The organism is uncultured Rossellomorea sp., assembly GCF_947488365.1.
Lineage (GTDB): Bacteria > Bacillota > Bacilli > Bacillales > Bacillaceae_B > Rossellomorea.
In genome coordinates this window covers 810,371-824,168 of sequence record NZ_CANKZT010000002.1, presented here as the reverse complement: position 1 = coordinate 824,168, position 13,798 = coordinate 810,371, and the positions used below count along the sequence as shown (strand labels likewise).

Below are 13,798 nucleotides of genomic sequence, written 5' to 3'. Positions count from 1 at the left end.
TAACATTGCTTATCACAGTACTAAAGGGATTTCTTAAGGAATACCCTGTTCACATCCTTCACTTCACACCCATTGGCAAGAAATGTCCGGATCATCGGAGCGTTATTTTTACTCGTCCCCCCAATATATTTTTTTGCATGAAACACACTAGCTAACAGACTAAGTGCCAGTTTATGTAGAATCTTGCTCTTTCCCTTGCTTCTTTCATCAGGAATCAATCCGAAATAAAACAGCCTTCCCTCATCTACCGTGCCCGGTTCTATATGTGGTATCATGACGCCAATTGGCTGATCACCTTCATAAATCGCAATACAGGAATCCTTATAGCTGTCACCCAGTTCGATTGCGACACTTTTCATTTGTTCTGGCATAGTTAAACGAGATGGAGCATTAAGAGAGCCCTCCATAGAATGCATCCAAATATGAGCAAACTCTTTTTCTGAAATCATATGTAAATTTTTCAATGTAAAAGAGTGTTTGATTTCCGACTTCTCAAGCTTTTTATGCACAGTCACAAATTCATCAACCAGGTCATATCCATTTCCCTCTAGATACTCATCCACTTCTCGGGAGAATGTTTGATTCACAAGAATCTTCAAGTTAGATAGGGAATGATAGGGCGGTGTCTGATCCAGGTAACTGACGAGTTCTTTCAGTTCTACAGTGGTCAAATCATTCGTATTCTCAATGGTCGCATAGTCGTTACCTTGAATGATTTTTACTTTTTCGATGAATGGCTTTTGATGTTTATTCAATGTATAGTCCTCCTTTTCTATCTGCTACATATTCATCATCTGAAAATAAAATCACTCGACACCGGTATTTTTCCGACTTCCCTTGCCCACACGGATAATTGACCAATATGATGGATCTCATGGGTCACTACATGCTGCATAACTTTTTTGTATGTAAGTAGGTATGTTTTACCTGACCTTGATGTCATATTGAGTTCTTTCTTTCCATAGGCGGGAGTCCATAATGACAGAAAGTTTTCCGTTTGCTGCCTGGTCGTTCCTGAAAACTCAATGACTTCGTCAAGTGTCGAAATAGTATGTAAATCCTTTTTCATCACGGGTTTCCCTTGTAATTGATTCATCCAAATTTGCTCACAGTCCGCTACATGAAAGAGATTCTTCAGGATGCTCCCCATCCCGCCTATACGCTCTTTCGTCAGTTCATCCGGATCAATTTCCCTGCACCAATCAAACCATTCTTCCCGTATTTGCCAATTATAAGAAAAAAGTTCTAACATGCCCTCAACCTCTCCTTTGTATTTTAAGAATTCTTAAAGCCGTACTTCCTTATTCAGTGAACAATCCAACCACAATGATTCCTATGGCATTCAATGCAAAAAAAGTCCCGTATATCATCATGACCATGCCTGTTCCAAAACCAGAAGGATCAAATGGACTTACGGATAAACCAGTCAGGATAAAAACCACGGGTGTGAGAAGTAAACATACGACTCCATACCAAATTCTCTTCTTTTTATTCTTCCCTGCCAGCTTCATAACCATAAAGTTGGTGAAAGCTAAAATCGCCATAATGATCATGAAGAACAGAAATAAGACGCCCCAATCAGACAAAAAACCCCTCCTTATTTCCTCTTAATATACGCATCCAAATGGCCCCTCCAACTTAAAAGGGGCTTGCCTCTATTCATAGATGATCCCCTCAATTTCAGCTTAGAAAGATTTAAGTGAAAGGAAAAATAAGATGCCATTGATTACTCCCAGACTTAACAAAGTGATCAGTAAAAACGTTCTTCCCCACATTTTTTTAAAATATAAATATAACAATCCAAAAATATGAATCCTACCGTGATCAGACATAAAAAGAATTCTCCCATCATTTTCCCATCTACATGAATGCCCTCCACACGAACCCATTCAAATTTATGATTGAGATCCAGATGGATAGAGAAGAACATGAATCCCCACCCAACGAAATTAAAAATTCCCAATAAACGAATGAGCGAGTACATACTCATCCCCTTTTTTGGATGATTATCTACAATCGATTCATATTCCAAAATGTTTTTTTGTACTCGCAATCCCATAAAAAAATCCTTTCTGCCTGTTCTTTTCTAGTAATACGAAAAAACAAACAGAAAGGTTTCAAATTATTCCAAATATATTATTAACTGGTAAAAACCCTATCTCCCAGATGTTTCCCCAAATAAATACCACTTGCAGCTGCCTGCGATAAGGAATGGGTTTCCCCCGAGCAGTCACCAATAAGATACAGATTTGACACATCTGTTTCAAAGTTCTTATCCGTCGGTAATTTCGGTTCATAATACTTCGCATCCAACCCGTAAAGAAGCGTATCATGGTGTATCGGTTCCCCAATAAGGCTTTCCAAAGAAGCAAAAAATTCCTTAAGCGCAATACTATATAATTCCGGAACCTCTTCCCTAAGATTCCCACATTCCGCTTTGAGGGACGGATCTACCAGATTCCCCTCTAGCGATTCTGTATTCCTATGTAATTTGAAATCTTCCAATCTCTGAACGACAATCCGCTCTTTTCCTTGATTGATCCCTCCTATAGTGCTCACTGCATAGTCCATTGCCTCACCATGGGAATGAAAATAACGCGGAACGAACAAACTGAAGTTCAAATTTGCACTTGGTATATCTTCTTCACGGGCATTTTGTCCATCAGGCATCACTACGCCATGCTGGTGCTTCCGTATGATCCTCCCTCGCGGATTCATACAATAGGTCGTCGCGCTGAATGAATGCCTTTCGATTTTCAGCTTCGTTTCAAACGTATCTTCTAATATCGATTGAAGCTGATCACCTTTCATTTCCACCCGAACCCCCATATCCAGACGTGTCTTTCCTGGAAAAAGTCCAAGTGATGCTGCTTGTTTTTTCATCCACGTGCTGCCGCTCATTCCTGTACCGATCACTAATTTCTCTGTCGTAAAGTCAACGCTATTAGCTTTCAAGTGAAAGCCCGCATCATGTTTTGAAATTGTCTCAACTCGTGTTTCAAAACTAAACGTAATGTGATTTTTGAGCACTTCATACATTCTTTGAAAAATATCACTCGCTAAACGTGTTCCTAAATGACGGACCTCAGTTGAAAGAACCTTCACGTCCACCATACTGGCTCGTTTTGAAAGCGTATCATTTTTCGTGCTATAGGACGGGATGATGTCACCGCCAAACTCACAGAGAATATCGTCTACTTCCTTCATCAAATCAAGTGTGGTTTGGTCTCCGATTTTCCTGCCGAGCTCTCCTCCGAAATCATTCGTGTAATTAAATTTCCCCTCTGATTTTCCAAGACCCGCAAACCCAATGTATTTACTGCACACTCCTTCACACGTACACACGCGCCCATCATCTAAACCGCATGTACGTTCACTCAGCTTTTTGCCGAGATCAATCATGTGGATGGAGATATGTTCATTGTGCTTCATCAAGGTGTAAGCGAGAAACACACTGCTCACTCCTGCTCCGATGATCGTGATGTCATAATGATTCGATTGCATTCTCTGCTCCCCTTTCTTAGTTGTAATCGTGCTTATGCCACTTTATATTAAAACGGTTAAAATCGATCTTTTTTAATTTCTCATTCAATTGACTTTCAGTGATTCTATCTGAATTCTCCCCACCAATGTGGTCTCCATTTCCATCGTACCATAAAACAGAGTTGTGGGAGGTCCGTCCCTCTATTTATCTTTCAAACTGTGATGAAGGTATGGAATGGAAGCAAGTGTCGAGATGGCTCCAGCTAGAACGATGGTCAGATCTGTACCTATTTCTTTAGCCAATATTCCTGCTAGGAATGCAGCGAGGGGCATGGATACCCAAGTCATGAGGCGGCTTGTAGCCTGCACCCTTCCCAATAAGTGATCTGGTGTCAGCGTTTGCCGGATTGTGATGATACAAGGACTCATCATTGAAGCACAAAAGGTCCCTATTGCGTTCATGGTCACAAGCCAGAAATAGGTTTCTGCCAGCCCGAAATAGAGAATCGAAAGTCCTCCAATGACAGAGGCCGTAAATAATATGCTCCGATAAGAAAACCGCTTCCGAAAAAGGTTTGACGTAACCGCGCCAAGAATGGCACCTACTCCACCCATTGATAATAACCCACCAATCATGACCGTATTTAAACTGATGGAATCTTTTAAGTGAAATACCAGTAATGTGAGAAACAATGTAGTTCCGAACACAGAAGATACCATGGCTAGATTGGTGTACAAGATTGGCTTGGTCTTTACAACGAATTCAAATCCCTCCCTGATCTCTCCCCATATGGAATGCCTTGATAAATCTCTCTCATTTATCTTCATCCGGAGACTCGCAATGGCAAGAAAAGATACCAGGAAGCTGACGCTGTTCACTACCAGGGCATATCCTGGATTCAAAAAGGATATAATCAGCCCTCCCAAACCTGGTGCCAGAAAGACCGCTAAATTAAATATCCCGGAATTTAGTGAATTCACAGCTTGAAGGTCTTCTCTTCTCACCAGGCTTGGTACTGAAGCAAATTGAGATGTATTGTATATTTGGCTTAAACATCCGATACCAAACACAATGGGATATACCATCCACATCTCCAGTACCTTCAAGATAAATAGAACCCCAATCATCCCGACAAGTAAACATCTTCCTAGATCGCATAAAAGCAGGAGGTGCTTCCGGTTGAATTTATCGGACATGATACCGGCGAAGGGCTGCAATAGAATCGGCAGACGCTCAAGTGCCGCCACAATACCCATACTCACAGGTGATCCAGTGAGGGATAATACCATTAGAGGAATTGCGATTAAATAGATTTGATCTCCGAAAAATGAAATCAGATTCCCACCCATGAATCGGAAAACAGGATAGTTTTTCTTTAAGGGCGGGAAATCTTCCACTTGATTTAGTCTGACCGCACGCTCACCCATATCATTTCCCCCTTTTAATCCTCGGCTAAATACTGCATTAATTCATTCGATAAAGATTGAACCGCATTCTCCTTCAGGCGATACTTCCCATCCAGAGTTTCGACCAGCCTTGCGGACCTGAGTATTTTCAAATGATGATGGACCGTCGACTTCCCCATGTTCAGCTCATTCGTGATTTCCTGAAGTGTACGATCTGACCCCTTCAGCAATTTCACCATTCTGAGGCGCGCTTCATCCCCAAGGGCTTTATGCTTTTGGACCAGAAAATAGCTTGGCATATCCTTATCATCCGGATAAATGCTTTCATTGGCTACGGGGTAATAAAACACCTTGACTCCTTCAACATCTCCTTCTACGTTCCAAGGACGATAAATCGATTGGGGGATCAACAAAACTGTATGCACTCTTGGCTCGGGCAAATAAGTGATACCTCCCGTTGCCCATTCTACTAACGCTTCGGACTTTAGATTTCCACTCATCTTTTCCTTGGATTGTTTATCCCTTTCCAGTATTTGAGATAGTGTCTCTTTATGAGGAATGATTACTTCTTTATACCACCCGGTCATGACACTCTTCAGGTGGTTCCTAAGGTCATGAACATTTGTGGTGCAGATGAATTCAATATAATCCGGAAAAAACGGGTTATCCTCTGTCTGCTTTTTCAATCTGTTTCTTGATGACTCATCTCCTTCTGAAGCATGCGTTCGAAGTTCTTGAAATTTCATCCCTATGTATGGAATGCAGATGAATCTTAGTCTTTTATCTTCCAACCCATCCAGAAACATGATAAATTCAGATAAATCCCGAAACTCTTTTTGATGCAACAAGAGAAGTAGGGATTTCCAGGTATTATTCTTTTCAACGTATTTCAAATCCCCTATCAACGGTTCAGATAAAGATCTCATTAACTTGTCCCATGACTCTTTTGGTTTTTCTAACGTATCGATAAGCCTTGTATTTGTGATGGCAGCAATCCCCAAAGCGCATTCCCAAAGAAGAGAAGCCTCAATTCTTACTTCGTATGTCTCTCTTTTTCGGCTGGTCGTATGGAATACATCCAAATTGGAACACCTCATTCCCAAAAATTTCTTCCTATCATTTATTCTATATTTATAGAACGATAAATTCAACATATATTGAATATTTTCTGGAAAAGTAGCATATTTTTAATAAAACATTGTTTCTTCGGTGCTTATTGGATAAAATGACTCAAATCTTATGTGATTATTAGCTGTTGTTACCAAATATGGCTTTTCGTACTGGCATTCATTAATATTAAAGTCGTTCGATAGAAGAATTGCGTCGTTTTCTTTCTTAATTGCGTCAAAATTAATTTTATTGCGTCTATTAAACGGAAATTGCGTCAGGATCGAGTGGAATTGCGCCAAAATAGTGGTTAATTGCGTATTTTAACAAAATATGGAATAGAATCTCATATTCAGTCTCAACAATCAAAAAAACACACAAATTCCACTCAGGAATTCATGTGCTTCATTTAAAAAAGTATTAAGATTTCACTTTGTCTTTTTTAATTTGCTTACTTCTTAACTGACCGCAAGCTGCATCAATGTCCGTTCCTTGTTCCACTCGGACCCCACAGTTGATTCCATGTTCAAGTAATGTACCGTAGAATTCGACAATCGCTTCTTTCGTACTTCTTTGATATTGGTTGTGTTCGTCAACCGGGTTATAAGGTATCAAGTTCACATAAGAAAGGTGACGCTTGTTTTTCAGCAGTTTGGCCAGCTGAATGGCTTCTTCTTTATGATCATTCACATCACTTAACAAGATATACTCAAAGGTAATGCGTCGATTTGTTTTTTCTAAATAGTAATCAATAGCTGGCATTAATTTCTCTAACGGGTATGCACGGTTGATCTTCATAATCTTCGTACGCAATTCATTGTTTGGTGCGTGCAAGGAAACGGCCAGGTTGATTTGAATGTTTTCGTCGGCAAATTTGTAAATCTTATCTGCCAGACCACTTGTTGATACGGTGATATGACGCGCTCCGATGGAAAGACCTTTTTGGTCATTCACCACCCGGAAGAAGTCCATCATGTTATCGTAGTTATCGAATGGTTCACCAATTCCCATTACAACGATATGACTGACTCGTTCTCCATTTCCTGCTTCATCCAAGTGATGTTGGACGTTCATGATTTGTTCAACAATTTCACCGCTTGATAGGTCCCGGTTCTTCTTGAGTAGTCCACTCGCACAGAATGTACAACCGATGTTGCATCCGACTTGAGTCGTCACACATACACTCAGTCCGTAATTGAAACGCATAAGAACTGTTTCTATTAGGTTACCATCCTCAAGTTTGAACAAGAATTTGATTGTGCCGTCCTTAGATTCCTGTTTAACCTCTTGAGTGAGTGTATGAAGATAGAAGTGATCGTCGAGCAACTGTACACAGTCAGCGTTCAGATTCTTCATATCGGTAAAGTTTGTCACTCTCTTTTTATATAACCAATCCCATACCTGAGCCGCACGGAACTTCTTTTGACCGTGCTCGACCAGCCATGTTGTCAGTTGATCTAATGTTAATCCGTATATGGATTTCTTTTCCATTTAAAACCCTCATTTCGAAACTCTACAATTTTCTACTTATCTATACTACTTAAAGTATGGCAATGTTTCAAGGGATTTATAAGTGTTGAGAAGAATTGGAATTCCGTAATATAGTATAAATACAATGAAAAAATACGCCGAGACTCTGCCCAGCGCATCCTTCTAATGATTGATCCTTTGAATGAAATCATCCAATTTCTCTTTGTCTTTGAGCTTTTCATTACACTCATCACTATCCTGGCAGATGTAATTTCCTTTCTTCACAAAGGTTCCTTGAGATGACGTTTTCGATTCAGACATATAAAACCCGATGCTTCCGAAGCTATTGCAAATCGTACAAATTCCTTTTTTGCTGCTGCTTTTGAAGGTACCTTTGAATCCTTTTAATTTACCTTCATACTCAGCAACGATATATTTTCGCTCCTGTCCGTAATCATTCCAGCCTAAATAGGAGAGATCCCTGAAATCGATATTTGCCCAATCAGGTGTCTTTAGCTTTTTCACTTTCGGGAATAACTTTTTCAATGAGGCATCAGAAACAGATGGAAATGGAATGACATAAGGCTTTAATCCAATTAATAAATCCTCCGCGTGGTCAGTATCACTGATATCCCCGATTGGATCAAGTATGTCCTGTTGAGCTTGAGACAACCCATCAAACAAATTTGTCACCTTATCTTTCACAAGTCCTTTCAACGCTTGAAGTACACCTAGATCATTCACTGTTGAATATCCATTGATCAGCACCTGAGTCTGATACGCAATGAAATTATATTGATCATTTCGAATAAATGGTTCCATATTAATCGCTCCTAGAAACATTTGTCTCATCATCTTAAATGGTATGTTCAAGATGAGTCAAGGAGCACGGGCATTCCGTGCAACCTCATTAATAATATATAACGATTCATGGCAGAAAGATATGTTGAGTTTGGTTCAGAATCAAACAATACATAAAAAAGCACTGACATAAACATCAGCGCTTTTTGTACACGATTTTCTTAATTGTTTCTGGTGAAAGATAATGATGAGCGGCTAATTCTTGAATCGTCTTTCCATTCAAAAAATCCTCTTGGATCTTAACATTTCGTTCATCAATTGCTTTTCTACTACCAGAACGGCTGCCCCATTTTCGGTATTTCACCTTAGGTTTAGGTATATAAAGGGTTTCCCCCTGTACATATTTCTGGATTTCAACAAGAAGGGATTGTGGTAAAACACTCTCCGCTTTTACATATTTCATTTCAGTCAGCCCCTTATTTTCTGATAAATAAAGTAAATAAGGTGCAAAGCCGACTTACTAGAAATGTACTTTAAGGGCGATCAGTCAGCGTCCACCCCATGCAAAGTATCGCCTTTCTAATAATAGGCTTTGCATGAGACGCTTGGGACTCTGGCAAGATTGTTCTCATTACCATGTCACCACCTCCTTTAAGGTCTCCTTCATTTTATTCTATTATAAAACAAATGCGGTTGAATCACATTATGATAAACAGCCTTACTTTGACTCCTCCCTAAAAACACAACATATGGTATAATCTTCTAAATATCTTAAAGGAGTTGTTCCCATGTTTTCATTCACAGTAGATCAAGAAATCTCGATCGAGCTATTTCAACAGCATCACAAAGAGGAGTTATACGAACTGATTGATTCAAACCGGGATCATCTTCGCAAGTGGCTTCTATGGGTTGATAAACGCCGGTCTCCTCAGGATTTAGAACCGATCATCCCCCTTTGGATTCGGAATTACGCGGATAATAACGGATTCGATGCCGGGATACGTTATCGAGGGGAATTAGTCGGCATGATCGGGCTGCATTATATTGATTGGAAAAGCAAGAGCACCAGTATTGGTTACCTTCTTTCGGAAGAAGCACAAGGAAAAGGGATCATTACCCGAGCCGTGTCCTCTCTATTAAACTATCTATTTATTGAAATGGGCCTCAACAAGGTAGAAATCCAATGTGCCATCAACAATAAGAAAAGCATCGACATCCCGAAACGATTAGGATTTACGAAAGAAGGAATCTCTAGAGATGGACAATGGCTATATGATCATTATGAGGATCTTGTAACGTATAGTTTATTAAGGAGAGATTGGGTTAAGTCTTAAGGAGCCAATCTTTCCGAGGGCGATACTCCTCATTGAAATCGCCCTTCTATTATCTTCACACACAACCTAGGGTAAGACTAAATTGCCTCACCCATATTCAAAGCTTTATATGAATGGATCGATTCCTACCCTGCCGTATTAAATAAAAATAATTTCTTCCGTCCCTCTGTATTCTCTTGGAGAAAGCCCTACATATTTTTTAAACGTACCACTAAAATAATTAGGTGTATTGAAACCAAGCTCTTCAGCAATATACTCAATTGTATGGTTGGTATGACGCAAAAGCCACACAGCACGCTGAAGACGAACAAAGGTGACATATTCAACAAAATTCCGTCCTGTTTCTTGTTTAAAAATCCTGCTGAAATACGGTACACTAAAATTAATCTGTTCAGCTACTTGTTTTATTGAAAGATTATCTGTACAACAATGAGCTATATAGTCCGTACATTTTTGAATCTGCTGGTCCTTTGTGATTTCTTCATAATAACGAAGGGTTAGTCTCTCATATGGTGACGTACGCCGTGCTTTATATGCTTCCCTGTATGAATGATGAAGGAGAAGTGGTTCTCGATAGATGGATCCTACACCAATATAAAGATGGATCCCATACTCCCTTTCTAATTCCCCAATCGCATCAAGTATTCTGGCTTCCCCTTGTTTCCAGTGTTTTAAGGATCCGTACTTTGAAGGAATCCGAATGAGCATTAGTAAGTGTTTACGATATGATAGAAAAGAAACCCCTTCTTCCTGAAAGCGCTTTCTTAAATGACCTTGAATAACCATAGATGCTTGCCACTCATGCTCTTCTTTCCAGGATGTGCATCTAGTGAACCCCTGAATAAAACACACCACATTTGGCAGCCCATCCATTGGAAAGAGAGGTCGGGATTGAATCAATTCCTCCTCAGAATTTATTTCCCCAGAAAGTAATCTTCGTAAAAATGCTTCTTGAAAAGGAAACGTGTGGTTCCCTTTCTTTGGTTCCGGATGATGACCCATGACATTATCACTAGTCAATATATGACCCTCACTTGAAATACCCCCTATAACTTGCTTTAACATTCGAATGAATTTATGTTTTTTTACAGCCTTGACTAGTAAACTGCTTAATTTTAACTCCATTGCAAGGGGTGAAGTATATAATAATGATGGTTCCAGTAAAGGAATGATTTTACATTCTTTATGACGTTTTTGAAATCGATGTATTTTTACCCAATCAAGCCATGTGCTTACTTCAAAAATTGCTATATGTATATGAGACGGTTTCACTTCCTCCTCCACCAGTGCAATGCTTCCCATAAATTCTTCGGTAATCCAGTCTTCCAGCTTTTCATATTCCATTTGATCTTTTACGACTAGCTTCATTGAATACACTTTGGCTTATATCCTGCCTTTCTATGATACATAATGATGTCTTATTCTAGTTTCAATTATAGAATAAAAATTAGATTATATTAAATATTTGTATATTTCTGATAATTTATTGTAAGGTATATATTCTTCTTATATCGTAAAATCAATTTTATACTATCTTATTGGTAAAGGAGGACAGTAATCAGTTATCAATAATCAGCAAAAGCACAAACCTTAAGGAGGGGTCTTTAATGGCTGGAGAGTATTCAGAATATGACTATGTTGCTGCAGACACTATAGATGTCAGCGAACTTGAACCACTCGATCCGGAAACAAGAAAAATCATGAAGGGTGAATTCAGTACTGGAATTAAACTTACGCTATTTTATTATGTTTTTATCTTATCAATCCCGATATTGAATTGGTATGCAGATGGTTTTATGTTCTCACGTATGTGGGGTGGTATGACGTATAGCTGGTTTTTCACAAGTATCGTGGCCATGGCGATGGCTTTCATCATTGCCTATGTACATACTACTCTTTATGAGAAACGTTTAAAGAATCATCGCCACATTCCCACTCACTCCAGCACATCTTCTGAGGAAAGGAGAATCAATTGATGGGTGTTTTACTAGAACCAAAATTCCTATTAACGCTCCTCTTAATGGGGACGATTGTTTATATCACCTATTTATCAAAAAGAAATGCTACCGCTTCTGATTATTTTGTTGGTGGTAGAAGCTTTGGCTGGTTTACTAACGGTTCAGCTATAGGTGGAGACTATTTAAGCGCAGCCACATTTCTTGGTATTGCCGGTTTAACCTATCAGCTTGGGTATGATGGAGCTTATTATGCATTTTGCTTTTCTATCGGTTTGACTCTTTTGGCTATTTTCGTAGCAGGTCCACTTCGTCGATTCGGCGCCTATACAGTGGCAGACTTTTTAGCGTATCGTTTTCACAGCAAACGTGCACGCCTCGCAGCTGTTGCTGTGGTTTTAGCCATTTCAGGCTTCTATGCAGCCCCACAGTTACTTGGTGCTGCGCAAATTTTAAGTATGTTCTTTGGGACAAGCTATGAATTTGGTATCATTTTCACTTGTTCTGTCATGATTTTTTACGTTGGAATCGGTGGTATGAAGGGTACTACACTTAACCAGGCTCTCGAACTATGGATTCGTCTTGGTGCCTTTCTTCTTATGGTTGGTGCTGCTATCTATGGTGGACTCCATTACCAGGAAATCCTGGCTTCGATTAATGAATTTAAAGGGGTTATTTCAGGAACTGCTGGTTTTACTACTGATGGAAAGGATATACCTTTTGATGGTGCTGCTTGGACAGGTACCGGTAATTACTTTCCATCATTCTGGCAAACCATATCAATGACCATCGGACTTTCACTCGGTACGATTGGACTTCCGCATATTTTGCTTCGTTTCTACACAAACCCTAGTGCTAAAGCAGCTCGTAAGTCCGCTCTTATGGCAATAGGTATTGCAAGTGTATTCTTTTTCTTTGCCGTATATCTCGGAGTGGTCGGGCGCTCGATTTTTCTAAGCGGAGACACAGATCCAGGTGTTATGAAAGACCTTTTAGCCGGAGGAAACAATATGGTTGTTCCTTCTACTGCCCAGGCCCTTGGTGGGGAGTGGCTGCTTGGTCTTGTTATTGCAGGGGCATTTGCTGCCGTCTTTTCAAACCTTTCTGGTTTATTCATTGCAAGCTCCGGTGCATTGGCGCATGATTTATATGCAACATTCTTCCGAAAAAACATTACAGAGAAAGAACGTGTTTTAGCCGGGAAGGTTTCGATTATCATTCTTGGTATTCTATACGGTGCTCTTGGTCTAATGGTAAAAGAAGCTTCCATCGGCCATCTGGTGGCATTGGCATTTACTGTTGCAGCGAGTACGTTTACACCAATCTTCATCCTGGGTATATGGTGGAGGGGTATGACAGAGAAAGGTGCAATTGCCGGTCTTGTTATAGGTCTAATTGCTTCTATGTACATGATTTTCTTTAAAACTACCCTACCTGAATTTCTACAGTTTAATGTACCCGGATTAATAACGGTGCCGGTTGGATTCCTTTCTGTGTATATCGTTTCAAAGATCGATCGCAGAGTACCTGGAGATGTAAACGAATTCATGAAAAAAGTTCATTCTAAAGAATCCGAAGCTGCTTAAATATAAGTAGTTGATAAAAAGACGGTTACAATAGATGAAGCATGGTCTTAATGAAGACCATGCTTCATCTATTTATATTTTCCCATACACACACGTATCCGTTAACCGTTCCCCATCTACCGAAAGATCCTCATTTCGCAGAATCCCTTCCAGCATATAACCAAGCCTTTCAGGAACCGCCCTGCTCCTCGCATTTGTGGATTCACATCTGATCTCTACTCTCTTTCCCTTTAATTCGGTTAAAGCAAAATCGGTCAATTTCCCAACCGCTTCCACCATGTAACCATGCCCACTCAATCTTGTATCAATCCAATAACCGATTTCGAATTTAGGTACACTCCAATCGATGTTATGAAAGCCTGTTGAACCGACAAATTCCTTTGTATCTTTTCGGAAGATGAGATACCTCAGACTTTCCCTTGTTAAAAATTTCGCGTGAGCTTCACGGGTGTTTGTTTCCGTATCTTCCACTGAAGGCTCATTTTGTGCAAATCCTAACCAAGGTTTCAACTCAGATAGAGAAGCCTTGATGGCTGCATTCACTGCTCTGCCGTCACCTGGCTGAGGCATTCGTAGTTCTAATCTTTCCGTTTCTAACACTGGTTGAACTTCAAGTAATACAGGGTTCATATAAAACACTCCTTTTATCAAAATA

14 protein-coding genes are annotated in these 13,798 nt (G+C 39.8%); 3 read left to right on the top strand and 11 right to left on the bottom strand.

From position 1 onward, the window contains the following. Positions 1-20: 20 nt before the first annotated feature. From Q1B03_RS10990 to Q1B03_RS10950, 9 genes are all read right to left on the bottom strand, one after another. Positions 21-755, bottom strand: a complete 735-nt coding sequence (locus Q1B03_RS10990; RefSeq protein WP_299741217.1) for a hypothetical protein — start codon at positions 753-755, stop codon at positions 21-23. Between the two features lie 35 nt (positions 756-790). Further along, positions 791-1,252 (bottom strand): DinB family protein, encoded by a 462-nt coding sequence (locus tag Q1B03_RS10985; protein WP_299741216.1) that lies wholly within the window; start codon positions 1,250-1,252, stop codon positions 791-793. Positions 1,253-1,301: 49 nt separating this feature from the next. Continuing rightward, positions 1,302-1,586: a hypothetical protein gene (locus Q1B03_RS10980; RefSeq protein ID WP_299741215.1), complete on the bottom strand. Its 285-nt coding sequence runs from the start codon at positions 1,584-1,586 to the stop codon at positions 1,302-1,304. A 553-nt stretch (positions 1,587-2,139) separates the two neighbouring features. After that, complete coding sequence (locus tag Q1B03_RS10975) at positions 2,140-3,504, bottom strand: NAD(FAD)-utilizing dehydrogenase (RefSeq protein WP_299741214.1); 1,365 nt, start codon at positions 3,502-3,504, stop codon at positions 2,140-2,142. 180 nt (positions 3,505-3,684) lie between these two features. Next, complete coding sequence (locus tag Q1B03_RS10970) at positions 3,685-4,911, bottom strand: MFS transporter (RefSeq protein ID WP_299741213.1); 1,227 nt, start codon at positions 4,909-4,911, stop codon at positions 3,685-3,687. A gap of 14 nt (positions 4,912-4,925) precedes the next feature. Further along, the gene (locus tag Q1B03_RS10965) at positions 4,926-5,972 is read right to left on the bottom strand and encodes a helix-turn-helix transcriptional regulator (protein WP_299741212.1); all 1,047 of its coding nucleotides are present in this window, start codon (positions 5,970-5,972) and stop codon (positions 4,926-4,928) included. A 445-nt stretch (positions 5,973-6,417) separates the two neighbouring features. After that, positions 6,418-7,488 carry a 23S rRNA (adenine(2503)-C(2))-methyltransferase RlmN gene (gene rlmN, locus Q1B03_RS10960; protein WP_299741211.1) on the bottom strand — a complete coding sequence of 357 codons (1,071 nt, stop codon included), beginning with the start codon at positions 7,486-7,488 and terminating at the stop codon, positions 6,418-6,420. A 162-nt stretch (positions 7,489-7,650) separates the two neighbouring features. Beyond that, positions 7,651-8,289 (bottom strand): FusB/FusC family EF-G-binding protein, encoded by a 639-nt coding sequence (locus Q1B03_RS10955; RefSeq protein ID WP_299741210.1) that lies wholly within the window; start codon positions 8,287-8,289, stop codon positions 7,651-7,653. A 175-nt stretch (positions 8,290-8,464) separates the two neighbouring features. Beyond that, the gene (locus tag Q1B03_RS10950; RefSeq protein WP_299741209.1) at positions 8,465-8,731 is read right to left on the bottom strand and encodes a CD3324 family protein; all 267 of its coding nucleotides are present in this window, start codon (positions 8,729-8,731) and stop codon (positions 8,465-8,467) included. A gap of 325 nt (positions 8,732-9,056) precedes the next feature. On the opposite strand from Q1B03_RS10950, the gene Q1B03_RS10945 reads away from it, so the two are divergent. After that, complete coding sequence (locus Q1B03_RS10945; protein ID WP_299741208.1) at positions 9,057-9,602, top strand: GNAT family N-acetyltransferase; 546 nt, start codon at positions 9,057-9,059, stop codon at positions 9,600-9,602. 138 nt (positions 9,603-9,740) lie between these two features. Here Q1B03_RS10945 and Q1B03_RS10940 read toward each other — a convergent pair whose 3' ends face one another. Further along, positions 9,741-10,970 (bottom strand): helix-turn-helix domain-containing protein, encoded by a 1,230-nt coding sequence (locus Q1B03_RS10940; protein WP_299741207.1) that lies wholly within the window; start codon positions 10,968-10,970, stop codon positions 9,741-9,743. A 239-nt stretch (positions 10,971-11,209) separates the two neighbouring features. On the opposite strand from Q1B03_RS10940, the gene Q1B03_RS10935 reads away from it, so the two are divergent. Together Q1B03_RS10935 and Q1B03_RS10930 are read left to right on the top strand one after the other, a co-directional pair. Then, positions 11,210-11,578 (top strand): hypothetical protein, encoded by a 369-nt coding sequence (locus tag Q1B03_RS10935; protein ID WP_299741206.1) that lies wholly within the window; start codon positions 11,210-11,212, stop codon positions 11,576-11,578. Next, a complete protein-coding gene (locus Q1B03_RS10930) occupies positions 11,575-13,143 on the top strand; it encodes a cation acetate symporter (protein ID WP_341357911.1) in 1,569 nt (522 codons plus the stop codon). The genes Q1B03_RS10935 and Q1B03_RS10930 overlap by 4 nt, the downstream gene beginning before the upstream one ends. Positions 13,144-13,215: 72 nt before the next feature. Here Q1B03_RS10930 and Q1B03_RS10925 read toward each other — a convergent pair whose 3' ends face one another. After that, positions 13,216-13,773, bottom strand: coding sequence for a GNAT family N-acetyltransferase (locus Q1B03_RS10925; protein WP_299741204.1), 558 nt, complete (start codon positions 13,771-13,773; stop codon positions 13,216-13,218). Positions 13,774-13,798 lie beyond the last annotated feature (25 nt).